Here is a 20,759-nt window from a genome sequence, read left to right as displayed (position 1 = left end):
AGACCCCCACCCATGACGAATCCGGCCGAGAGACTCGTCGACCTGCTCGACCTGGAGCAGATCGAGGTCAACATCTTCCGTGGACCGAGCCCGCAGGAGTCCCTGCAGCGGGTCTTCGGCGGGCAGGTGGCGGGCCAGGCCCTGGTCGCCGCCGGGCGCACTACGGACGGCGACCGTCCGGTGCACTCGCTGCACGCATACTTCCTGCGCCCGGGCCGCCCGGGGTTGCCGATCGTGTACCAGGTGGAACGGGTCAGGGACGGGCGGTCGTTCACGACGCGCCGGGTCACCGCGGTACAGCAGGGCCGCACGATCTTCAATCTGACCGCCTCCTTTCACAAGCCTGAGGAAGGACCTTTTGAGCACCAGCTGCCGCCCGCCCGCGAGGTGCCGCACCCGGAATCCCTGCCGACGGTCACGGAGGAGATCCGCGAGCACCTGGGCGCGCTGCCCGAGCAGCTGGAGCGGATGGCGCGCCGCCAGCCCTTCGACATCCGCTACGCCGACGGGCTGCGCTGGCACGACGAGGAGATCAAGGGCGCCGAGCCGCGCAGCGCGGTGTGGATGCGGGCGGTCGGCCCGCTGGGCGACGACCCGCTGGTGCACACCTGCGCGCTCACCTACGCCAGCGACATGACCCTCTTGGACGCGGTCCGCATTCCGGTCGAGCCGTTGTGGGGCCCGCGGAACTTCGACATGGCCTCGCTCGACCACGCCATGTGGTTCCACCGGCCGTTCCGGGCGGACGAGTGGTTCCTGTACGACCAGGAGTCGCCGATCGCGACAGGAGGCCGCGGTCTGGCCCGCGGGCGGATCTACGACCTGCACGGACGTCTGCTCGTGTCGGTCGTCCAGGAAGGACTCTTCAGGCCCCTGCAGTCGCTGTGACCACTGCTCAGTGCCCGGTGGGCAGACGGCTTCTGCGGCGCAGCCAGCCCCGTGGTCCACGTGACGGCTTCGGTGCGCACGCCGCGTCCGGTGCGGCCGGGGGTGGGGGCGAGTGCGGTGCGGACGGGCCCGTAGGGGATACCGACGGGGCCAGGTGTCGTGCGGGCAGGGCCTGGCAGGTCACCGGGCGCGGGGCGGGCCGGTGGGCGCGCGCCTCGGCGAGCGCCTGCGCCAGCTCGCTGCGGAGCCGGCCGACCTCGTCCGGGTCGTCCGCCGTCATGATCCACTCGATGAGTTCCGCCGAGGGCGAGCCCGGGGCGCAGTGGGCCGGCGGTCCCGGCCGGAACCGGTTCACCTGAGCCCGTTCGTAGGGGTCCGCGACCATGTCCGTGACGTGGGCGGGGTCGAGGAAGGCGGCCACGGCCCCGGCGCGCTCCCACGGATCGCGGGCCTGCCGCAGCAGGAATCCGAGGTGCCGTCCACGCCAGGTGCGGGCCCGCAGGTCCTGCCCCTCCCCCAGCCGGTCGCGCAGAGGCTGAGGGGTACGGCCGGTCAGCAGGCGGGCGTTCCGCTCGTCCGCCGCGAACTTCCGCAGTTCCTCGGCCAGATACAGCCAGACCACGGCGCGGTACCGGTTCAAGTAGAACTTCACCGGAACCACCAGGCCGAGGCGCGCGAGACGGGTGAACCTGGCGGCCGGCACGTCCATCAGCGCCGCGCCCTCCGTGGTGCCCACGGCCCTGACGCTCTCCCGGATCGATTCCGGGAATCCGTCCTGCCCGCGCAGGCGATCGATCTCGGCCCGCGCGACGCGGCGGCCCCCGCCCACGCCTTCGTCGGGCACCGTACGGATCCGGCCGAGGTGTACCGCGAGGTCGAATTCACCTCGCCTGAGACCGAGTTCGCGAGCGGCGCGGCTCGGTGCGCAGGTCAGGTCACGCTGTGCCGCGATGGTGTTGCCCGACATGGTCGTCTCCCCCGTGGAGTCGGTGGCTCACGCCGTCCGCGCTCGCCGTGAAAAAACCGTAGCCGGTCCGGCGAATCTCGGGGCAGGCCTGTGGACAACTCGCTGAGGAGCGAAGAATGCGCAGGTCAGAGGTCTTCCTTCGGCTCACGCCCCGGCTGTCGGTCGTCCACGCCGAGGTGCTCGCCGACGCGGTTGACGAGCAGCGTCATCTCGTAGGCGATCTGGCCGATGTCGGCCTCCGCCCCGCTGAGCACGCACAGACAGCTGCCGCTGCCTGCGGCGGTGACGAACAGTACGGCGTCGTCGTACTCGATCATCGTCTGACGGACTCTGCCCGCGCCGAAGTGGCGTCCCGAACCCTTGGCCAGGCTGTGCAGTCCGGACGCGACGGCGGCGAGGTGCTCCGCGTCCTCGCGGCGGAGACCGGTGCTCGCGCCCGTCACCAGACCGTCGTTCGACAGGACCAGCGCGTGCCGCACCTGTTCCACGCGCCCGGTCAGGTCGTCCAGGAGCCACCCGAGTCCCTGGTTCTGCGCCATCTTCCGTCTCTCCCCGTGTGACGTCTCCCCCTGACTGGAGGGAGTTCCAGCAAGCCTTCCCCACGGCCGCCGTCCGGGCAAGGAGGATGGGGGCATGGCACAGAAGATGACCGATGAGGAATGGCGGGCGTTCGTGTCGGAGGGCACCCGCACCGGCAAACTGTCCACCGTGCGCGCCGACGGCAGCCCGCACGTAGCGCCGATCTGGTTCCTGCTGGACGGCGACGAAGTGGTCTTCAACACGGGCAAGGAGACCGTGAAGGGGCGGAGCCTGACTCGTGACGGGCGCGTCGCGCTCTGCGTGGACGACGACCGGCCCCCCTTCCACTTCGTGACGCTGAGCGGCCGCGCCCGGCTGTCCGAGGACCTCGGCGAGGTCCGCGAGTGGGCGACCCGGATCGCCGCACGGTACATGGGTGAGGAACGCGCCGAGGAGTTCGGTGCCCGCAACGGCGTTCCGGGCGAACTCCTGGTCCGCGTCACCGTGGACCACGTGGTGGCGCTGAAGGACCTGACGGGCTGAGACACCGGCGTCGGCCGGTCAGCCCACCGAGTCAAGCAGCCGGGCGGTGTACATCCGCCCGGCGTACTCGACGAGCCGGATCAGCACCTCCTTTCCGGAGTCCCGGTCGCGGGCGTCGCACAGGACCACGGGCGTGCCCTGGTCGAGGTCGAGGGCACGGCAGACGTCGTGGGCGCCGTGGGTGCGGGCGCCGGCGAAGCAGTTGACGGCCACGACGAACGGGATGTGCCGGTGCTCGAGGTAGTCCACGGCCGGGAAGCAGCTCTCGCGCCGCCGGGCGTCCGCCAGGACCACTGCTCCGAGGGCGCCGTGTGACAGCTCGTCCCACAGGAACCAGAAGCGGTCCTGGCCCGGTGTGCCGAAGAGGTACAGGGACAGGCAGGAGCAAATGGTGATGCGGCCGAAGTCCATGGCCAGGGTGGTGGTGACCTTCCGGTCCACACCGTCGGTGTCGTCGGCCAGCCGACCGGCCTCGCTGAGCCGTTCCTCGGTGCGCAGCGGACGGATCTCGCCGCTGACCGCGCCGACCAGGGTGCTCTTGCCCACGCCGAATCCGCCGGCGACCAGAATCTTCAGCGCCAGGGCGGGCGCGTCGCCGTCCGTGACGTCGGGGTGCTCGATGACCGTGATCACTTCTCTCGGGGGTGCGAGTCGCGGCCGGCGGCGCGCCGTGGGTCCGGTGGGTGGGGAACTGTCATCTGCAGCGCCCGCAATCCCGCGATGGCCTCGCGCAGAATCCGTTCGTCGGGCAGCCGGGCCGGCGGTACCGGGCGGCTGACCGTGCCACAGCCGAGTTCCAGCAGGTCGCCCAGCAGCACCCTGATCACGCCCACCGGGAGGTCGGCGCCGGCGGCGAGTTCGGCGGCCGACCGGGTTTCCGTGCGGTACAGGCCGACGGGCGTCAGCCGGCCGGGGGAGGCGTGGTCCAGGTGTCCCATGGCCCCGGGACGCCAGCCCCGGCCGAGGCGCACAAAGAGGGCGCATTTCGAAAGGTCCTGGAATCTGGCACAGACGTGCGCTGGAACGATCGCGTCACGCTCGAACGTGTGCGCAGGACATCCCTCCTCCCTGCACGTGGGGGATCATGCGGACCATGAGCGACGACCACACACACGTCCAGGAGTTCTTCACCGCCCGGGCGGACGACTGGGACAGCAGGTTCCCGGACGACGGCCCGGCCTACGCGGCCGCCGTCGCCGCTCTCGGGCTGCGCCCCGGCGACCGCGTGCTCGACGCCGGCTGCGGCACGGGCCGCGCGCTGCCGCCGCTCCGTACCGCCGTGGGGCCGTCCGGCGTGGTCGTCGGGGTCGACCTGACACCGGCGATGCTGCGGGCAGCCGTACGGGCGGGGCGGGACCGTCACGGGCGGCTGCTGCTGGCCGACGTCGCCGCGCTGCCCCTGCGGTCCGGAGCGTTCGACGCCGTGTTCGGCGCGGGCCTGATCTCCCACCTGCCTCATCCGCCGGAGAACCTCCGGGAGCTCGGGCGCGTGGTGCGTCCCGGCGGCACCCTGGCTCTGTTCCACCCGATCGGCCGGGCGGCGCTGGCCGCTCGCCAGGGCCGCCGCATCACCCCGGACGACCTGCGCGCCGAGGCCAACCTGGGTCCGTTGCTGGCCGGTTCCGGATGGCACATGAGGTCGTACGTCGACGAGGACGCCCGCTTCCTGGCGCTGGCGGTCCGCGAGGGATGACCCCCTGTCGCCGGACTTCAGGCCGCGGTGCGCGACCGGTCCGTCCCCGCGACCGCCGCCACGAACGCGTCGGGGTTGTCGAACATGATGTTGTGTCCGGCGGCCGGCACGGTCCGCACGCGGACACCGGCCGCCTCCAGTCCCTCCCTGCCGGGCAGTTCTCCGCTCAGCTCGCCCTGGAGGTACACCCGCTCGATCCCCAGCCCCTCCAGGATGGTGCGCGTGACGGGGTCCGAGCCCCTCCTCAGACCGACGGCGCTGCGGTGCAGTCCGCGCGGGTCGGCCAGCCGCATGGTCGACGCCCACAGGGGGCCGACCGTCTCCAGCACGCGCGCGTAGCCGCCCGCGACGAATTCCTCCTCCCCGTACGAGGCGATGTGGCTGCTGCCGGCGCCGGCCGGCGGGAAGGCGTCGAGATTGGCTTCCGTGAGGACCAGCCGGGAGACCAGGTCGGGCCGCCGGTGGGCGAGTACGACGGCGACGGCGCCGCCCATGCTGTGCGCGATCAGCTCGGCCCCCGTCAGGCCCGACACGTCCAGCGCGGCCGCCACGGCGTCGGCGTGCTCCTCAAGGGTGTAGCCGAAGTCCTCCGGCCTGTCGCTCACGCCGTGCCCGGGCAGATCGACGAACAGGCTGCGCCGGCCGATGAGTTCGGGACGTGCCGCGATGTGCGCGTGGTACACGGCCGAGGCCGCCCCCAGGCCGTGCACGTACACGCGAGCGGGCTCGGCGCCCGGCGTCTCGGTCCAGCGGATACGGCTTCCCCTGCCGTCGAACTCGGCGTCCTTCATCACGTCCTCCTGGGTCACAGCCGTGGCGGCTGTCGGCTCACCGAGCATACATCGACCACGATGTATTACTGAATGGATGTACTCGCAGTGCGACATATGAACTCCACGACATACCGCCGGCCTGAGACAATGCGAGCATGCTGGAGCTCGCCATCCTCGGATTCCTGTACGACGCCCCGCTGCACGGCTACGTCCTGCGCAAGCACATCGCGGCACTGACGGGACACGTGCGGCCCATCGCCGAGAGCACGCTGTACCCCGCGATCAAACGCCTGGAGAAGGCCGGCCTCCTGGCGCGTGCCACCGAGCCGGGCTCCGTGGCCGCGCCGCGCCATGTGCTGACGCTGACCGAGGAGGGCGCGCGCGAGCTGCGGCGCAGGCTCGCCGAACCGGACCCGCGCGACATCACCGACGAGAACCGCTGGTTCACGGTGCTCGCCTTTCTCCGGCACCTCGAAGCCCCTGCCGCGCAGGCGGCGGTGCTGCGCCGCCGCCTGGCCTTCCTGGAGGAGCCGGCCAGCTTCTTCTACGACGGCGACCGCCCCCTGCGCGCCGAGGAGCTGGACGATCCGTTCCGGCGCGGCGTTCTCACCGTCGCCCGGGCCACGAGCCGGGCCGAACTCACCTGGCTGCGCGAGACCCTGGCCTCGCTCGAGGAGCTCGGCGACTGCCGCGCGTAGCGGGGTGCGCGGCCGGAGCCACAGGCCGCTTCACCGCGGCGTCCCTCTTTCGCCACCGAGGCTCCGACTCTACGTTGAGCGGTGACGGATGGATGATCGGCAAGGGAAACCACGGAGGGGACCATGGCCCGTGTGTGGGACAGGATCCGCGAGAAGATCGCCCGGCCGGCCGTCTCAGGACGCCCGGGGGCAGGTGGCGGGGGTGGGAAGCGCACGCGCAATCTGTTCGATGCGGCGGCCGCCTATGTGTCCGCCCGCACGGAGGACGACCAGGACCGGATGGACGAGGCCGCGTCCTGGGTGTCGCCGGAGGCGCTGTCGTTCGGGGTGAGCGAGCTGGCCTGCCGGGCCGTCCTGGTGCTGGCCCGGGAACGCGACGAGTCACCGCGGAAGGTGGCCCGTGATCTGCTGGGGCTGCCCGCGGCCTGAACGGGGTCCAAGGAGCGGCATTTCGCCCTGTCCAGGGGGATACCTGCAGCTCCACGAGTGGGGGGAGTCGTGACAACGGCATTCCGCTCGCACTAGGGTGCGCGCCGTTGGACGAACCACTGGGGAGGCTGGGATGCCTGGGACGGAAGAGGAGACCGTCGCCGCCGCGGACGATGCGCTGTACGTGCTCACGGCTGTACTGCTGACGCCGGCGCAGTTTCCGAGCGTGCTGGGCGACGACTATCCGGAGGCGTGCGCCGCGCTCGGCCTGGCGCCGCGCGCGGACGGTTACGGCCTGGTGCTCGGCCAGGACGGCGACGGGGCTCGCTGGACGGTCGTCATCGACGACGTCTCGCTGGTCGCCGTCGCGATCGCCTCCTGGGACTGCGGCATGGAGTACGACCTGTCGCCGGACGAACGCACGGTCGTCGCCGCACTGCCCGGCTGGCCCTTGGCGGTCGCCGTCGCCGCTCCGAACGTGCCCGCGCCGCACGACCCGGGCCCCGAGGTCGCGGACCGGCCGCCGCTGACCCCGCCGGACACCAGCACCTGGGGTCCGGCCCAGCGGCGTCTGGGCGCCGACGAGATCGCCTCGCAGTGGGCCATGTGGCGGGGGCAGGTCAACGAGGCCGACTTCCCGGCACCGGACGGCCCGGCCCCGGCGGCAGGCGGCGGAGCGGACGCACGGGACGGCTCGGCGGAGGCGCGGGACGACGGGACGAGGACGTCGTCGTCGCAGGGTCACCGCGGCATCCGGCGTGCCCTGGCCGAGGCTCGCGCATACGTGGACACGCCACCACCGCTCGGCAGGGTCCGCTCGTCGTTCGCTCCGGGGGACGCCCGCACGCTGCGGGCCGACGGCCCGGGCTGGTCGATGGTGGCCCGCACCGACGACATCGCGTTCCTGCTGCTGGACGAGGAACCCGGCGAGGTCCTGCCGGTGGGCCGGGGCCCGGAGCTGCCCGGCCTGCTGCAGGCGCTCGACAAGCTGGCGGTGCGGCCGAGCTGACGCCGCCGGCGCCGTGCCCGGCACCGGCGGCGGTGCGTCATCCACTCCTGTCCGGGACGACCAGGAGGGCCCCCAGGGCGACGTCCGGGTCCTCGTGGGCCCTGAGGGCCGCCAGTTCGGCCCGCCACGGCTCCGCCCAGCCCGTTCTGTCGCCGCCGACCCGGACCAGGGCCAGGGCGAGCAGCCCGGACACTGCCGTCGCACGCGTGCGCAGGCTGCGGGCGGCGGCGAGCAGGGCCGCGCGCGTGAGCGGCCGGTCCAGGTTCACGGGTACGTGGCCGGCGGTGCCGGGGATGCGTCCCGGGCCCGTCTCGCACAACCGGGCCAGACGCTTCCACCGCTGCTCCTCGTGGATTCCGTGGCGCACGGCCTCCACCGCGACCTCCCAGCTGAGGCGCGCGGCGTCGGCGTGCAACCCGACGGACTCCAGCGTGCCGGCCAGGCCGTCCAGGAGATGCAGCGCCGTGCCGTGCCCGAGGCCCGGCCGTATGTCCTCGCCCCACTGGTGCAGGCGCCGCAACGCCTCGACGCGTGCTTCCGGATCGTCGGCGCGGGCCCGCCCCGCCAGGGCGTCGAACGCGGAGCGTGCGGCGGCCTCGGCGACCGGCCCCGGCGGGAAGCACGGCAACTGCTGTGCCGCCGCCCTCCAGACCCACTGGGGCCGGTCCGGGTCTGCCATCACCGCGGACAGCACGCGGAGGGCTTCGGTGGCCCCGGGCGTCAGCCGGCCCGCGAGCGCCTCGCAGGCGGCCGCCGCGGTGTCCTCGCCGCCCTCCTCCACGAGCCGCACGAGGAACGCCCGGTACGGCTCGCCCTCGGTGCCGGGGACCGTCCACACGCGCGTGTGCACGACGGCGTCCCGTACGGCGGGTTCGTCGGCCGCCGCGCAGCCGGTCCGCGACGCCGGCGCGGTCGATGCCGGGCAGCAGCGCGCGGGCCAGGACCGCCCGGACGTCCGGATGCTGGCCGGGCGCGTCCCAGGAGGCCAGAAGGGCCTCGAACGAGCCGTCCAGGGTGCTCAGCGGACGGCCTCCTTACGCGTGCCCACGGGCGCGTCGGTGGCCGCCGCGACGGGGGCGAGCAGGGCCACGGCGTTGCGGTCGCGGGCCCGCTCCAGGAGCCGCCGCAGCGCCGCCAGTGCGGCCCGTCCGCGCTCTCCTGCGGTCCCGGCGTGCTGCAGCAGGAGGTCCCGCAGTCCGGTGCGGGCGGTTTCCGGTGTGCGGTCGGTGGCTTCCCCGAGGGCGGTGAGCGCCGCCGCGGCCACGGGCTGCGGGGCGTCCTGTGCCAGCGCCGTCAGCCACTGGGGGTCCCTGAGCAGGGCCGCGGCGTCGGCCCGGGTGCGCAGCGGTGCGGTCTCGTCGGCGGCCACGCGGGCGAGGTACCCGGCCCACGCCTCCCGCTGGCGCGGCAGCCACCGGCCCATGGGCTCGGGGTGCACCTTGGGCGCCCAGGGCAGCGGGCGGGGCCGTAGCCGTCCGGTGAACCGTTCTCGTGCGGCCGTGAGGACGGTGTCCAGCAGGTCCGTGCGCCGGACGGTGAGGGTCCGCAGGACCACCGGCAGGGTCGCGAAGGTGGCGTCCAGGGCGACGAGTTCGGCGCAGCGCCGCTCCCGCAGGTGCGGCGGCCGGAGCCAGACCGCCGCGGCACGGGCGGCGAGTTCCGGGTCGTCGCAGGTGAGCGCGAGTTGTCGGACCGCGGAATCCAGGCCGGGCAGGACGGTGAGCCGGTGGGTGAGGAGTTCGGCGAGCGCGACGGTGACGTCGGGCCGGTTCCGCGCCGGCCCGGAAGTGGCCCCCCAGATGGCCCGGGCGGTCTTCTCGTCGACGTTCAGGGCGGCCACCGCCCCGGCGCGCGGGGTCTCCAGCACGACCTGGCCGAGCAGTTCTGCCCCGTGGACGGCACGGTCGTGCCGACCGGCCCGTGCGGCCTGTTCGACGACGCGGCGCAGCAGCCGCTCGGCGGCGGCCAGACAGGCCGGTGTCGTGTCCCGCGACTGGACGGTGGTGAGCACGGCATCACGCAGCACTCGCTCGGGCAGGGCCGCCAGCAGGCGCGGTGCGGCGCCTGCCAGTTGCTCCAGGGTCTCGTGGCGTACGTCCCTATGGTCGTGCCAGGCGCGTTCGCAGTCGGCCGCGATCCGGGCGAACTCTTCGGGTTCGCCGTCGAGTTCCGCGCAGGCCAGCAGCGCGGGCCAGGCCAGGGCCCGGAGGTGGGACCGGTGGTCCGAGGTGATGTTCCGCAGCACCGGTTCGGCATCGGACAACGGCAGGGCCGCGGCCAGCCGGGCTCGGAGCCAGGGGCTGCTGTGCCGGTCCAGACGGGGCTGGATCAGGTCCGCGCGGTCGGCGGGGGTGAGGGCGGCGAACAGACCGAGCGGGGCTCTCAACAGCCGCCTGCCGCCGCTGAGACGGCGCTCGGCGACGCGTCGCCGGTCCGCCGCGGGCAGGAGCGCAAGCAGCGCGTCTGGGGTGATCTCACGCCGTTGGTGTCCGTGCACGCGGCTGCCGGTGGCGGGGCAGCGCTCGGCCAGGAACGCGAGTTCTTCGGCGGGCAGTTCGCGCAGTGCACGCCGTACGGAGGGCGGCAGTGCCCCGGTCGGCACGGAAAGGCAGGACAGCCGGCCGTCCTCGTCGGGTTCCGCCGCGCGCAGGACGGCCGCCGCTTCGGCGGGCCGTCGGAGCGCGGAGAGGATCCCTTGCGGGGTGAGCAGGGCAGGGGCCCGTTCCAGGAGCAGGAGTGCCGTGCCGGGATCGCGGTGGGCGGCGATCGAGGCGACGGCGCGGTACCGGGTCGTGAAGCGGTGCCTTCCTTGCCGTGGCCACGCTTCGGACTGTGCCGCGAGATACCCGGCCACGGCCCTGGGTGCGGTGCGGGCCAGGCAGCTGAGGACACCCTGGGACGGATCGAGGCGGCTCAGCCAGACCGCCGCGGTCTCGGCGGGGCAGGCGGGCAGCAGCGCGGCCGCGTCGCGCCTCCCGTACCGCTCGTGGACCCGGGGCAGCAGCCGGGCGGCGAGCGCGTGCCGGCGACTGAGCCTGAGCACCCCGAAGGTGTCGTGACGGGTGGCCCTGATCTCGCTCAGCGCCACCCGTTCCAGGGCGTGTTCGGGGACCGGCAGCCGGATGGCCGCCGCACGGGCCCGGCGCCCGAGCAGCGGGTCCGTGCGGACATCGGCCACCCGTTCCAGGTCACGCCGTACGACGGCCAGGAACAGGGCGGTGTGCCGTTCGTCGCGGTCGCCGGTGTCGAGGGTCTGGCGCAGGGTTTCGTAGGCGTCCGGAGCGAGGGCGCGGGCGTAGCGCGCCAGGGCACTCATCCGTTCCGGGAACGGCAGCGGGTCGAAGTGGGTCCTCAGCCAGGCGGGCGTCAGCGGCGCCTGGGGAGCAAGGGGCTGTCGGGAGGGCGTCCGGGACGCCTCGTGTCCGGCCATCAGCGCTCACCGTGGAGTCGCTGGGCCTCCTTTCCGTACATCATGGCCGTCATCGTGGCCTCCGGTGATCGACGGCGCAAGCGAATTCGCGGCCGCGGGCTCGTCGCTGCCCGCGGACCGGCCCGCGGACCGGCCGACGGTCCGGTCCGCGGGCAGCGACGAGGCCAGTTCCTCCTCCCCTCCCGGCACCTCAGCGGCCGATCTCCTTGCGCGCGGCGCGGCGCAGCCTGCGTCGCTGCGAGGGATCCAGCGTGAGGTACGCGGCAGCCGGAACTCCCAGGACGATCAGGAACGAGACCCACCAGGGCAGCCATATGAGCAGGATGAGCCCGACCGCCACACCTCCTGCGGCGATCTTCGCGTTGTTGGACATGAGCGTCGCCTCCTTCGCGGCCACTGCCGCTCTCTGATCTGAGAACGGGCCCGCGCCTTCGGCGGTTCCGGGCCGTGTCCCTGAGACATCCCTGAGTCTCGTCCCTGACGCACCCCTGAGAAGGGCCTCCCAGGAGAGCCTTCCCCCCGCGAAGACGCCGTCCGGTCCGTCCTGCTGAAGCCGATCAGTGGGCGACGCCCGGCGTTCACCTGCCGGCCGTGGGCGGTTCCGCTGAGGGCCCAAATCTGGCCGCGTCAGCGAACCTGCCCACCAGGAGGCACGATGTCCCCGCACACCACCAGCCGGCGCCGCGTCCACCGCACCGCCGCCACCGGTCTGCCACTGGCCCTGGCGGCCGCGCTCGTGGCGGCCGGCACGGCCGCGGCGGCGCCCTCGGGGGACGCGTACGTCACCCGCACGGCCACACTCGGCGACATCCCGCTCGGCGCGTTCAGCAACACGCTGCTGCCCGGCACCGTGGACGACGACCGGGGCGTCGACCTCGGCGGCATCGGCAGCGACATCTACCCGGCCGGGCGCAAGGGCGAGTACTGGACGGTGACCGACCGTGGCCCCAACGGCCAGATCAAGGTGGGCGGCCAGAAGCGTCGCACCTTCCCGGTACCGGGCTTCGATCCGGCGATCGTGCGGATCCGGGTGTCCGGCGACACCGTCAAGGTGATCGACGCGGTCCCCGTCACCACGTCCTCCGGAAAGCCCGTCACCGGGCTGTCGAACCAGCAGGGCCGCGACGAGGTGCCGTACACCTACGACGCCGCCACCCAGCTGCCGTACAACCCGAACGGCCTGGACACCGAGGGGATCGTGCGGGCCGAGGACGGGACCTTCTGGCTCGTCGACGAGTACGGCCCGTCCCTGGTACACGTCTCCGCGCGCGGGAGGGTGCTCACCCGCTACGTGCCCCGGGGGCTCGGTCTCACCGGCACCGACTACCCGGTCGTGGAGGCGCTGCCGGCGGTGCTGCTGCACCGGAAGAGCAACCGCGGCTTCGAGGGGCTGGCCCAGCTGCCGGGCGGTGACCTGGTGATGGCGCTGCAGAGCCCCCTCTCGCTGCCCGACGCGGACGCCGGGAACGCCTCGCAGACGACCCGTCTGCTGCGGTTCTCGCCGAAGAGGAAGGCGGTCACCGCCGAGTACGCCTACCGGTTCGACCCGGTGAACGTGGTCGACCCGAGCGAGGACGACACGTCGGAGCTCAAGATCTCCTCGGTGGTGGCCGTGGGCCGTGACCGGCTCCTGGTGGAGGAGCGCACCGACAAGGCGGCCCGGCTCCACCTGGTGAAACTGCGGCGCGGGGCGGACATCCTCGGTGGCCCCTGGGACGACGACACGACGTCCCCGTCACTGGAGCAGCTCGACGACCCGGCGGCCGAGGGCGTCCCGGTACTCGCCAAGCGCCTCGTCGTCGACCTGGGCAAGGTCGCCGGGGTGCCGGGGAAGATCGAGGGCGTCGCGCGTGTGGACGACGACACACTGGCGCTGGTCAACGACAACGACTTCGGGATGACGGACGGCGCGGGCGCCTTCGACGCGCGGGGCCGGCTGGTGGACAGCGGAGTCGAGACGACGGTGACCTACGTCCGGCTGCCGGCCGGCATCTGACGGGCGCCGGTCTCAGGGCAGGGTGTCCGGCAGCGAGGTGATGAGCGACTGCGAATGGCTCGGCACCTCGCTCGGCAGCACGCCGGGGAACCCGGACGGCAGACCGCTCGGCAGCCGGGACGGCGGGCCCGACGGCAGCCTGCCGGTCAGTTCGGTCGGGAGACCGGGCGAGGGCCGCGGGGAGCGGCTGGAGGTGACACCGCTCCCCGGCCGCTGGTCGTCCGGGGAGCCGTCACGGCCGGAGGCCGTCACGAGCACGGCCAGGCCGGCGAAGAGCGCACCCCGGCGCCCGCGGGGGCCGGGGCCCCGCCGTCGGCGGGCGGTCCGAAAGCGCCGCCCGGCGGTCCGGGCGGCGCAGGCGGTACGGATGGTGTGGTCATACCGTCCACCATCGCCTCACGCGGTTCATCGGGCGACCGGCGCACGGTGGCTGACAGCGGCTCACACCATGGACCGCACGGTTCCGGAGCATTCCGTGCGCGGGCAGGTCAGCGCCAGCGCGCGTGCACGTCACCAGCACGCGCGCGTGCGTGCGCTCAGCCGCGCGCCCCCAGCAGGTGGTCCATGGCCAGCTGGTCGAGGCGCTCGAAGGCCATTCCGCGCGCGGCGGCCGCCTCCGCGTCGAAGTCCTCGAAGGCCGCACGGTCGGCGAGCAGGGCCTGCAGGCCGTCCGCCGCGGTGGGCTGCGCCAGCTGGTCCAGACGCGAGGCGCGCAGTGCCTCCTGGACCTCCGGGTCGGCGCGGAAGGCCGCCGCACGCTCCTTCAGGATGAGGTAGTTGCGCATGCAGCCGGCCGCCGACGCCCACACGCCGTCGAGGTCTTCGGTCCGCGGCGGCTTGAAGTCGAAGTGGCGGGGACCGTCGTAACCGGCGCTCTCCAGGAGGTCGACCAGCCAGAACGCGGCCCTCAGGTCACCGGCGCCGAAGCGGAGGTCCTGGTCGTACTTGATGCCGGACTGGCCGTTGAGGTCGATGTGGAAGAGCTTGCCCGCCCAGAGGGCCTGCGCGATGCCGTGCGGGAAGTTCAGCCCGGCCATCTGCTCGTGGCCGACCTCGGGGTTGACGCCGTACAGCTCCGGCCGCTCCAGACGCTCGATGAACGCCAGCGCGTGGCCGACGGTGGGCAGCAGGATGTCGCCGCGCGGCTCGTTCGGCTTGGGCTCGATGGCGAAGCGCAGGTCGTAGCCCTGGGCGGTGACGTACTCGCCGAGGAGGTCGAAGGCTTCCTTCATACGGTCGAGGGCGACGCGCACGTCCTTCGCGGCGCCGGACTCGGCGCCTTCCCGGCCGCCCCAGGCCACGTACGTCTTCGCGCCCAGCTCGACCGCAAGGTCGATGTTGCGGATGGTCTTGCGCAGCGCGTAGCGGCGCACGTCGCGGTCGTTGGCGGTGAACGCGCCGTCCTTGAAGACCGGGTGCGTGAAGAGGTTGGTGGTGGCCATCGGCACGGTCATGCCGGTCGTGTCGAGGGCCTGGCGGAAGCGCTTGATGTGCGACTCGCGCTCGGTGTCCGAGGACCCGAAGGGGATCAGGTCGTCGTCGTGGAACGTCACACCGTAGGCGCCCAGTTCGGCCAGGCGCTGCACCGTCTCGACCGGGTCGAGGGCACGGCGCGTGGCGTCGCCGAACGGGTCCCGTCCCTGCCAGCCGACGGTCCACAGGCCGAAGGTGAACCTGTGTTCGGGGGTGGGCTGGTAGCTCATGCCGCGGCTCCTTGCTCGCTTCGCTCGCTGGCGACTATTTCGTCATGGCGATTTACAAATTAGTATGCACTCGCGTCCCTGGGAAGGGACAGGATGTTCTCGAGGCCGGATCTCGAGGCCAGATCCCGCGAGCCGCGGAAAGAGGGAGAGCCCGATGTCAGCAGCCGAGGGTCCGCTCGTCGTCGGGGTGGACTCGTCCACCCAGTCCACCAAGGTCCTGGTCGTCGACGCGGCCACCGGGCGGATCGTGGCGAGCGGCCAGGCGCCGCACACGGTCTCCTCCGGCGCCCGCCGGGAGAGCGACCCCCGGCAGTGGTGGGAGGCCCTGTGCACGGCGTTGCACCAGTGCGGGGACGCGGCTCGCGAGGCGGCCGCGGTGTCGGTCGGCGGCCAGCAGCACGGCCTGGTCACCCTGGACGCCCGGGGCGAGCCGGTGCGTCCGGCGCTGCTGTGGAACGACGTACGCTCGGCGCCGCAGGCGAGCCGGCTCGTCGAGGAGCTGGGCGGCCCGAAGGCCTGGGCGGAGCGGACCGGCAGTGTGCCCGGCGTGTCCTTCACGGTCACCAAGTGGGCCTGGCTGGCCGAGCACGAGCCGGACGCGGTCCGCGCCACCGCCGCCGTACGGCTGCCCCACGACTACCTCACCGGGCACCTGACCGGGCAGGGCACCACCGACCGTGGCGACGCCTCCGGTACGGGCTGGTGGGCGTCCGGGACCGAGGCGTACGACGAGGAGATCCTCGCGCACGTGGGCCTCGAACCGGCGCTGCTGCCCCGGGTGGTGCGGCCGGGCGAGGTGGCCGGGACGGTCCGTGACAGCCATGACCTGCCGTTCTCCAAGGGAACCCTGGTCGCTCCCGGCACCGGCGACAACGCGGCGGCAGCACTGGGCCTGGGGCTGCGCCCGGGCACGCCGGTACTCAGCCTGGGCACGTCCGGGACGGTGTACGCCGTCTCCGAGCGCCGCCCGGCCGACCCGAGCGGCACCGTCGCGGGATTCGCCGACGCGCGTGGCGACTGGCTGCCGCTGGCCTGCACCCTGAACTGCACCCTCGCGGTCGACCGCGTGGCAGCGCTGCTCGGCCTGGACCGTGAAGCCGTCGAGCCCGGCACCTCCGTGACGCTCCTGCCCTACCTGGACGGCGAGCGCACCCCGAACCTGCCGAACGCCTCCGGCCTGCTGCACGGCCTGCGGCACGACACGACCGCCGGGCAGCTGTTGCAGGCCGCGTACGACGGCGCCGTGCACTCCCTGCTCGGCGCGCTCGATCTGGTCCTCGACGAGGACGCGGACCGCACCGCGCCGCTGCTGCTGATCGGCGGCGGGGCCCGGGGCGCGGCCTGGCAGCAGACGGTACGGCGCCTGTCGGGGCGGCCGGTGCAGGTGCCCGAGGCCAGGGAACTGGTCGCGCTCGGCGCCGCGGCGCAGGCGGCCGGACTGCTGACCGGTGAGGACCCGGCTGCGGTCGCCCGCCGCTGGAACACCACGGCCGGGCCGGTGCTGGACGCCGTGGAACGGGACGAGGAGACGCTGGCCCGGATCGCCGGGGTACTCTCCGACGCGGCGCCGTTGCTGGAACGGGGGACGGACGGCCGCTGACCGTCGGCCGTCCGGAGCGCGACGGCTCGGGTACGGGCCGGCCGCCCGGCGTACCGACGGCATGACGCACCGACCGGGAAGACGGACCGAGGACTGAGGGAGGCATGAGCGCACCGCTGCACGAGGCCCGCCCGGCCGGCCCCGGCCGGGCCCTGCCCGACACCCAGCAGGGCATGCGCCGCCGCAACCTCGCCCGGGTGATGCACGCCGTCAACGCCGAGGGGCCGCTCTCCCGCGCCGCGGTCGCCTCGCGCATCGGCCTGACGCGGGCGGCGGTGTCGACGCTGGTGGACGAGCTGGTCCGGTGGGGACTGCTGCACGAGCTGGGCCCCGAGCGGCCCGGCCGGGTGGGACGGCCGGGATCGGCGCTCGCGGTCAGTGGGCGGGGGCCGGCCGGGATAGGGGCGGAGGTCGGCGTCGACCACCTCGCGGTGTGCGCGGTCGACCTGCGCGGTGAGGTGAGGGCCCGGACCGTCCGGCACCGCGCCAACCGCGGCCGAGCGCCCGAACCCGTGCTCGAGGAACTCGACGCACTCGTCCGCCAGGTGGTCGCGGAGGCGGAGCGGGAGGGCCTGTGGCCCGCCGGGCTTGCGGTCGCCGTGCCCGGCCTGGTGGCGCGGGACGCCCGCACGGTCGTCCGCGCCCCCAACCTCGAATGGCACGACACCGACCTCGGGGCCCTGCTGCCCACGGACGTACCGCTGACCGTGGACAACGAGGCGAATTTCGGTGCGCTGGCGGAGCTCTGGCTCGGTGCGGACACCCCCGGTGACTTCCTGCACGTGTCGGCGGAGATCGGCATCGGTGCCGCGGTCGTCGTGGACGGCGGACTGCTGCGCGGGACACGGGGATTCGCCGGCGAGCTCGGGCATGTACCGGTCCACCCGGACGGACCCGGGTGCCCGTGCGGGGGGCGGGGGTGCCTGGAGCAGTACGCCGGTGAGGAAGCGGTTCTGCGCGCGGCGGGACTCGAACCGGGCGCAGATCTGGTGGGGCTGCTCGCCCGGCGGGCCGAGGAGGGGGACGCGGACGTACGGCGGGCGCTCCGCGACGCGGGTACGGCCCTCGGCATCGCCCTGACCGGGGCGGTCAACCTGCTCGATCCCGAATCCGTCGTGCTCGGCGGCGCGCTGGCGGAACTGTCTCCGTGGCTCCTGCCGTCCTTGGAGACGGAACTGGCGAGCCGCACCGCGGGCCCCGCCTGTCCGGTGTCGGTGTCCCGCCTGGGCTCCGAAGGGCCGCTGCTGGGCGCCGCGCACTCGGTCATACGCGCCGTCCTGGACGATCCGGCGGCGGTGGCGGAACGAGGCTGAGGAGGCAGGGGGCACACATGGCGGAATGGATGCCTCGTGAGGAATGGGTCAGGACCCAGCCGCAGGCCCTTCTGGCCTCCTGCGTCGTGCTGCTGGACGACCGTGACCGCATGCTGCTCCTGCGGTACGGTCCCGGCCAGCCGGCCGCGGGAACGTGGTGGCTGCCGGGCGGGATGGTCGATCACGGCGAGGACCCGTGGGCGGCGGCACGGCGGGAGACGCGGGAGGAGACCGGCATCGAGCTGGGGCCGTCCCCCGTGCTGATCGGTATCGACCACCGGGTGGACGTCCTGGGGACCGGACCGGTTCTCGACTGCTTCGTCCACGGCGGCACCCTCGACGACGAAGCACTCGTCCGGCTCAGCGCCGAGCACGACGGCCACGGCCTGTTCACCGTCGACGAGTTGGCCGGGACGCCGCTCTCCGCACGTCTCACCACCCTCGTCGCCCTGCACACGGCGGCACTTTCCAGGACCGTCGTGTGCCTGCGTGAAGGGGAGCCCCTCAGCTAGTGTCCCAGTGCCCCGGCACTAGTACCAAGGCCGTGAAGTTATGGCTCGGGTGGGGTTGTCCAGAGGGCCTTGAGGTGCGGTTTCGTCGAACGTGAGGAGCGGAGCCCCGGTAGAACTGGCAGTCGACCAAGACAAGCCGTTCACAAGACCGGAGGCTCCGCTGTCCGAACAGTGTGCCATCACACGTACCGTCACGGTGGCCGGAGGCCGGTTTGCGCCCGGTCATCTGGGTGAACTCACCCAGCTGGTGCCCTTCGAGATGGTCGATGCGGCGCTGAGCGCGACCAGGGCCGTGCAGTGTCGGCTGCGGGATCTGCCCTCCCGGGTCGTTGTGTACCTGGTCCTGGCCTCGTGTCTGTTCCCCGAGACGGGCTACCTCGGCGTTTGGCGCAAGCTCACCGGGGCGCTGGCCGGCTTGCCGGTGGTCTCGCCGACGGCGAGCGCGCTGGGCCAGGCCCGCCGCCGCGTCGGCAGCGAACCGCTGCGGTGGCTGTTCGACCTGCTGCGGGGCCCGGCCGCGACAGGGCACAGGCCGGGGATCCGCTGGCACGGTCTGCTGGTGGTCGCGCTCGACGGCACCACCCTGACGGTCCCCGACACGCCAGCTGTCATGACCAGGTTCACCAAGCAGGCCGGCAACCATGGAGGGACCGGATACCCGCAGGTCCGCATGCTCGCCCTGGTCGCCTGCGGCACCCGCACCCTCGTCGACGCGGTGTTCGGCCCCACCACCGCGGGGCGAGACCGCCTACGCCCCGCGGCTGCTGCCCAGCCTGCGGTCCGGGATGATCCTGCTGGCCGACCGCAACTTCGGTGCCCAACGGCTCCTGGCTGACATCGCGGCCACCGGAGCCGAGGTCCTGGTCCGGCTCAAGAACGGCCGTCGCATGCCCGTCCTGGCCCGCTACCGGGACGGCTCCTACCTCTCGGCGCTGGGCGACCTGCGCGTCCGCGTCATCGACTGCGAGATCACCATCACCACCACCGCCGGGAAACACACCGGCCTCTACCGGCTGGCCACCACCCTGCTCGACCACCACCGCCACCCGGCAGCCGAACTGACCACGCTGTATCACCAGCGCTGGGAGATCGAGACGGCCTACCTGGAACTGAAATCGACCATCCTCGGCGGCCGGGTCCTGCGGGCCCGCACTCCGGACGGCATCGACCAGGAGATCTACGCCCTGCTGGTCGTCTACCAGCTACTGCGGACCGCCATGGCGGACGCCACCAGCACCCGATACGGCACCGATCCCGACCGCGCCAGCTTCAGCATCGCCTGGCAGACCGCCCGCGACCTGGTCATCCAGGCCGCGGGCGTCATCGCCGACACAGTTGTCGACCTCGTCGGCACCATCGGCCGACACGTCCTGGCCGGCCTGCTGCCCCAGCGGCGACTACGCGTCAGCCCCCGCATCGTCAAACGTGCCATCTCCAAGTACCAGGCCAGAGGCCCCCGCATCGACCGGACCAGCTACAAAGCCACCACCGGCATCGAAATCCTCGCACCCGCAGGCCCTTGACAACCTCCCCCAACCGCAAACTTCACGGCCTTGGCACTAGTACTGCAACGACACTCCGTGATGCCCTCTGCGTTGGTAATGACTGATGCGGGCTCGTGCTTGGCTTCTTCTTCGCCATAGTGACCATGCGAGTACGTGCTGGGTTCGGTGGCGGATCGGAGAGGAGATGCGGTTGAAGAGCCGCCGGGCTTCGTTCATGGTCACGGGTATGAGCGATTGATTTCCGCCGGTGCTCGGATCCCCCTTTTTGCCTCTGCCCGCAAGATGGCGAGGAAGGCGAGAGCGGCCATGGACAGGGTTATATGCCGGTACCACGCGGTGTACCCGCGGACCTGGTAGTGATCGAGCCCGGTCTCGTTCTTCGCGGTCTGGAAGCACTCCTCGACCATCCACCTCGATCCCGCGATCCGCGCAAGTTCCTCCAGCGGTGTCCCGGCCGGGCAGAAGCAGATGTAGTAGGCGATGTCCGTGGAATCGGTGGTGCTGCGCCGCGCCAGTAACCAGTGGTCCCAGCCTTCCCGTCGCCAGGGCCGGATCGGGGCCGCCGCCCAGTCGTACTCGCGTGGCCCGTGGGCACCGTCACCGCAGCTCAGACGCTCCCATGCGTCGTCGGGGAGTTCACTGACCAGGATGTGCGCGCGGGCCTGGCCGAAGAATTCCATGGTCATGACCATCTGGGATTTCGGGACGGCGAGGACATGGGGGATGTCGTGTTCTTCCAGCCACATCCGGATCCGGCTCGTCTGGCCGTAGAGCTCATCGGCGGTCACCCACCCGAAAGGGACACCGGCTTCCACAGCGCGCTGAAGCATGCGCAGACCCATGTCCGGTTTGGTGGCGAACTCGACATCGTCACCGATACCGGCGGACCGGCAGCGTTCGCGGTCCGACGTCCAGTCCTTCGGCAGATACAACTCCCGGTCGATCAACGCCCGGCCCTTCACGGACCCGTAGGCCAGAAAGACCGCTACCTGGGAGTTCTCGATCCGGCCGGCCGTCCCGGAGTACTGGCGCGCGACACCCGCTGACCGCACTCCTTTCTTGAGGAATCCCGTCTCGTCAAGAATGAGAACTCCCGCCACGGGATCTCCGATGTGTTCCACCACCGCGTCGCGGACGTCGTCACGCACAGCGTCCGCGTCCCACAGGTAGTGGTTCAGCAG

At 72.7% G+C, this 20,759-nt stretch carries 22 protein-coding genes and 1 pseudogene; 12 read left to right on the top strand and 11 right to left on the bottom strand.

Going from position 1 to position 20,759, the window contains the following annotated elements; translation table 11 throughout:
- Window positions 1-12 precede the first annotated feature (12 nt).
- Entirely contained in the window at window positions 13-888 is an 876-nt protein-coding gene (locus ABZX30_RS12735) for an acyl-CoA thioesterase II (RefSeq protein WP_355932389.1), read from the top strand.
- Between the two features lie 7 nt (window positions 889-895).
- On the opposite strand, the gene ABZX30_RS12730 is transcribed toward ABZX30_RS12735, so the two are convergent.
- The gene (locus ABZX30_RS12730; protein ID WP_355932387.1) at window positions 896-1,855 is read right to left on the bottom strand and encodes a DUF6397 family protein; all 960 of its coding nucleotides are present in this window, start codon (window positions 1,853-1,855) and stop codon (window positions 896-898) included.
- A 125-nt stretch (window positions 1,856-1,980) separates the two neighbouring features.
- On the bottom strand, window positions 1,981-2,394 hold the full coding sequence (locus tag ABZX30_RS12725; protein WP_355932385.1) for a roadblock/LC7 domain-containing protein: 414 nt from the start codon (window positions 2,392-2,394) through the stop codon (window positions 1,981-1,983).
- A gap of 94 nt (window positions 2,395-2,488) precedes the next feature.
- Between ABZX30_RS12725 and ABZX30_RS12720 the strand changes: the two genes are divergently transcribed.
- A complete protein-coding gene (locus ABZX30_RS12720; protein ID WP_355932382.1) occupies window positions 2,489-2,917 on the top strand; it encodes a PPOX class F420-dependent oxidoreductase in 429 nt (142 codons plus the stop codon).
- An 18-nt stretch (window positions 2,918-2,935) separates the two neighbouring features.
- On the opposite strand, the gene ABZX30_RS12715 is transcribed toward ABZX30_RS12720, so the two are convergent.
- Entirely contained in the window at window positions 2,936-3,547 is a 612-nt protein-coding gene (locus tag ABZX30_RS12715) for an ATP/GTP-binding protein (protein ID WP_355932538.1), read from the bottom strand.
- 71 nt (window positions 3,548-3,618) lie between these two features.
- Window positions 3,619-3,819, bottom strand: a pseudogene (locus tag ABZX30_RS12710) (DUF742 domain-containing protein); the annotation flags it as partial.
- 191 nt (window positions 3,820-4,010) lie between these two features.
- Between ABZX30_RS12710 and ABZX30_RS12705 the strand changes: the two are divergent.
- Window positions 4,011-4,610, top strand: a complete 600-nt coding sequence (locus ABZX30_RS12705; RefSeq protein ID WP_355932380.1) for a class I SAM-dependent methyltransferase — start codon at window positions 4,011-4,013, stop codon at window positions 4,608-4,610.
- 17 nt (window positions 4,611-4,627) lie between these two features.
- Here the strand turns inward: ABZX30_RS12705 and ABZX30_RS12700 are convergent, their stop codons facing one another.
- Window positions 4,628-5,401 carry an alpha/beta hydrolase gene (locus ABZX30_RS12700; protein WP_355932377.1) on the bottom strand — a complete coding sequence of 258 codons (774 nt, stop codon included), beginning with the start codon at window positions 5,399-5,401 and terminating at the stop codon, window positions 4,628-4,630.
- Between the two features lie 137 nt (window positions 5,402-5,538).
- Between ABZX30_RS12700 and ABZX30_RS12695 the strand changes: the two genes are divergently transcribed.
- The 3 genes from ABZX30_RS12695 to ABZX30_RS12685 all read left to right on the top strand — a co-directional run bounded on the left by ABZX30_RS12695 (window position 5,539) and on the right by ABZX30_RS12685 (window position 7,519).
- On the top strand, window positions 5,539-6,081 hold the full coding sequence (locus ABZX30_RS12695; RefSeq protein WP_355932374.1) for a PadR family transcriptional regulator: 543 nt from the start codon (window positions 5,539-5,541) through the stop codon (window positions 6,079-6,081).
- A gap of 123 nt (window positions 6,082-6,204) precedes the next feature.
- On the top strand, window positions 6,205-6,510 hold the full coding sequence (locus ABZX30_RS12690) for a hypothetical protein (RefSeq protein WP_355932371.1): 306 nt from the start codon (window positions 6,205-6,207) through the stop codon (window positions 6,508-6,510).
- Between the two features lie 133 nt (window positions 6,511-6,643).
- Entirely contained in the window at window positions 6,644-7,519 is an 876-nt protein-coding gene (locus tag ABZX30_RS12685; protein WP_355932369.1) for a hypothetical protein, read from the top strand.
- A 37-nt stretch (window positions 7,520-7,556) separates the two neighbouring features.
- On the opposite strand, the gene ABZX30_RS12680 is transcribed toward ABZX30_RS12685, so the two are convergent.
- The 3 genes from ABZX30_RS12680 to ABZX30_RS12670 all read right to left on the bottom strand — a co-directional run bounded on the left by ABZX30_RS12680 (window position 7,557) and on the right by ABZX30_RS12670 (window position 11,322).
- Window positions 7,557-8,369: a hypothetical protein gene (locus ABZX30_RS12680; RefSeq protein ID WP_355932367.1), complete on the bottom strand. Its 813-nt coding sequence runs from the start codon at window positions 8,367-8,369 to the stop codon at window positions 7,557-7,559.
- A gap of 168 nt (window positions 8,370-8,537) precedes the next feature.
- A complete protein-coding gene (locus ABZX30_RS12675; RefSeq protein ID WP_355932364.1) occupies window positions 8,538-10,949 on the bottom strand; it encodes a hypothetical protein in 2,412 nt (803 codons plus the stop codon).
- Window positions 10,950-11,139: 190 nt separating this feature from the next.
- On the bottom strand, window positions 11,140-11,322 hold the full coding sequence (locus tag ABZX30_RS12670) for a hypothetical protein (RefSeq protein WP_355932362.1): 183 nt from the start codon (window positions 11,320-11,322) through the stop codon (window positions 11,140-11,142).
- Between the two features lie 282 nt (window positions 11,323-11,604).
- Here ABZX30_RS12670 and ABZX30_RS12665 point away from each other — a divergent pair, with 282 nt between their 5' ends.
- Window positions 11,605-12,945 (top strand): esterase-like activity of phytase family protein, encoded by a 1,341-nt coding sequence (locus ABZX30_RS12665; RefSeq protein WP_355932361.1) that lies wholly within the window; start codon window positions 11,605-11,607, stop codon window positions 12,943-12,945.
- Window positions 12,946-12,957: 12 nt separating this feature from the next.
- Here ABZX30_RS12665 and ABZX30_RS12660 read toward each other — a convergent pair whose 3' ends face one another.
- Both ABZX30_RS12660 and xylA read right to left on the bottom strand, forming a co-directional pair.
- Window positions 12,958-13,197, bottom strand: coding sequence for a hypothetical protein (locus tag ABZX30_RS12660; protein WP_355932359.1), 240 nt, complete (start codon window positions 13,195-13,197; stop codon window positions 12,958-12,960).
- 284 nt (window positions 13,198-13,481) lie between these two features.
- A complete protein-coding gene (xylA, locus tag ABZX30_RS12655; RefSeq protein ID WP_355932357.1) occupies window positions 13,482-14,648 on the bottom strand; it encodes a xylose isomerase in 1,167 nt (388 codons plus the stop codon).
- A 154-nt stretch (window positions 14,649-14,802) separates the two neighbouring features.
- On the opposite strand from xylA, the gene xylB reads away from it, so the two are divergent.
- From xylB to ABZX30_RS12630, 5 genes are all read left to right on the top strand, one after another.
- On the top strand, window positions 14,803-16,248 hold the full coding sequence (xylB, locus tag ABZX30_RS12650) for a xylulokinase (protein WP_355932354.1): 1,446 nt from the start codon (window positions 14,803-14,805) through the stop codon (window positions 16,246-16,248).
- A 104-nt stretch (window positions 16,249-16,352) separates the two neighbouring features.
- Window positions 16,353-17,561 (top strand): ROK family transcriptional regulator, encoded by a 1,209-nt coding sequence (locus tag ABZX30_RS12645; RefSeq protein WP_355932351.1) that lies wholly within the window; start codon window positions 16,353-16,355, stop codon window positions 17,559-17,561.
- Between the two features lie 17 nt (window positions 17,562-17,578).
- Window positions 17,579-18,073: an NUDIX hydrolase gene (locus ABZX30_RS12640; protein ID WP_355932349.1), complete on the top strand. Its 495-nt coding sequence runs from the start codon at window positions 17,579-17,581 to the stop codon at window positions 18,071-18,073.
- 247 nt (window positions 18,074-18,320) lie between these two features.
- Window positions 18,321-18,908 carry a transposase domain-containing protein gene (locus ABZX30_RS12635; RefSeq protein ID WP_355932347.1) on the top strand — a complete coding sequence of 196 codons (588 nt, stop codon included), beginning with the start codon at window positions 18,321-18,323 and terminating at the stop codon, window positions 18,906-18,908.
- Complete coding sequence (locus ABZX30_RS12630) at window positions 18,859-19,596, top strand: transposase (RefSeq protein ID WP_355932345.1); 738 nt, start codon at window positions 18,859-18,861, stop codon at window positions 19,594-19,596. The genes ABZX30_RS12635 and ABZX30_RS12630 overlap by 50 nt, the downstream gene beginning before the upstream one ends.
- Before the next feature lie 200 nt (window positions 19,597-19,796).
- Here the strand turns inward: ABZX30_RS12630 and ABZX30_RS12625 are convergent.
- The coding region (locus ABZX30_RS12625) for an IS701 family transposase (RefSeq protein ID WP_355932342.1) at window positions 19,797-20,759 on the bottom strand (963 nt) is incomplete at its 5' end.

Origin of the sequence: Streptomyces sp. NPDC004542, from assembly GCF_040610035.1 — a bacterium.
Lineage (GTDB): Bacteria > Actinomycetota > Actinomycetes > Streptomycetales > Streptomycetaceae > Streptomyces.
This window is presented reverse-complemented; position numbering and strand designations above follow the sequence as displayed.

What these genes read in the sequence shown, in the direction of transcription:
- ABZX30_RS12690 (WP_355932371.1), top strand. Translation starts at nt 6,205, where the DNA reads ATGGCCCGTGTGTGGGACAGGATCCGCGAGAAGATCGCCCGGCCGGCC.
- ABZX30_RS12720 (WP_355932382.1), top strand. Translation starts at nt 2,489, where the DNA reads ATGGCACAGAAGATGACCGATGAGGAATGGCGGGCGTTCGTGTCGGAG.
- ABZX30_RS12670 (WP_355932362.1), bottom strand. Translation starts at nt 11,322, where the DNA reads ATGTCCAACAACGCGAAGATCGCCGCAGGAGGTGTGGCGGTCGGGCTC.
- ABZX30_RS12645 (WP_355932351.1), top strand. Translation starts at nt 16,353, where the DNA reads ATGAGCGCACCGCTGCACGAGGCCCGCCCGGCCGGCCCCGGCCGGGCC.
- ABZX30_RS12735 (WP_355932389.1), top strand. Translation starts at nt 13, where the DNA reads ATGACGAATCCGGCCGAGAGACTCGTCGACCTGCTCGACCTGGAGCAG.
- ABZX30_RS12725 (WP_355932385.1), bottom strand. Translation starts at nt 2,394, where the DNA reads ATGGCGCAGAACCAGGGACTCGGGTGGCTCCTGGACGACCTGACCGGG.
- ABZX30_RS12665 (WP_355932361.1), top strand. Translation starts at nt 11,605, where the DNA reads ATGTCCCCGCACACCACCAGCCGGCGCCGCGTCCACCGCACCGCCGCC.
- ABZX30_RS12640 (WP_355932349.1), top strand. Translation starts at nt 17,579, where the DNA reads ATGGCGGAATGGATGCCTCGTGAGGAATGGGTCAGGACCCAGCCGCAG.
- ABZX30_RS12700 (WP_355932377.1), bottom strand. Translation starts at nt 5,401, where the DNA reads ATGAAGGACGCCGAGTTCGACGGCAGGGGAAGCCGTATCCGCTGGACC.
- ABZX30_RS12685 (WP_355932369.1), top strand. Translation starts at nt 6,644, where the DNA reads ATGCCTGGGACGGAAGAGGAGACCGTCGCCGCCGCGGACGATGCGCTG.
- ABZX30_RS12705 (WP_355932380.1), top strand. Translation starts at nt 4,011, where the DNA reads ATGAGCGACGACCACACACACGTCCAGGAGTTCTTCACCGCCCGGGCG.
- xylA (WP_355932357.1), bottom strand. Translation starts at nt 14,648, where the DNA reads ATGAGCTACCAGCCCACCCCCGAACACAGGTTCACCTTCGGCCTGTGG.
- ABZX30_RS12675 (WP_355932364.1), bottom strand. Translation starts at nt 10,949, where the DNA reads ATGGCCGGACACGAGGCGTCCCGGACGCCCTCCCGACAGCCCCTTGCT.
- ABZX30_RS12695 (WP_355932374.1), top strand. Translation starts at nt 5,539, where the DNA reads ATGCTGGAGCTCGCCATCCTCGGATTCCTGTACGACGCCCCGCTGCAC.
- ABZX30_RS12630 (WP_355932345.1), top strand. Translation starts at nt 18,859, where the DNA reads ATGATCCTGCTGGCCGACCGCAACTTCGGTGCCCAACGGCTCCTGGCT.
- ABZX30_RS12730 (WP_355932387.1), bottom strand. Translation starts at nt 1,855, where the DNA reads ATGTCGGGCAACACCATCGCGGCACAGCGTGACCTGACCTGCGCACCG.
- xylB (WP_355932354.1), top strand. Translation starts at nt 14,803, where the DNA reads ATGTCAGCAGCCGAGGGTCCGCTCGTCGTCGGGGTGGACTCGTCCACC.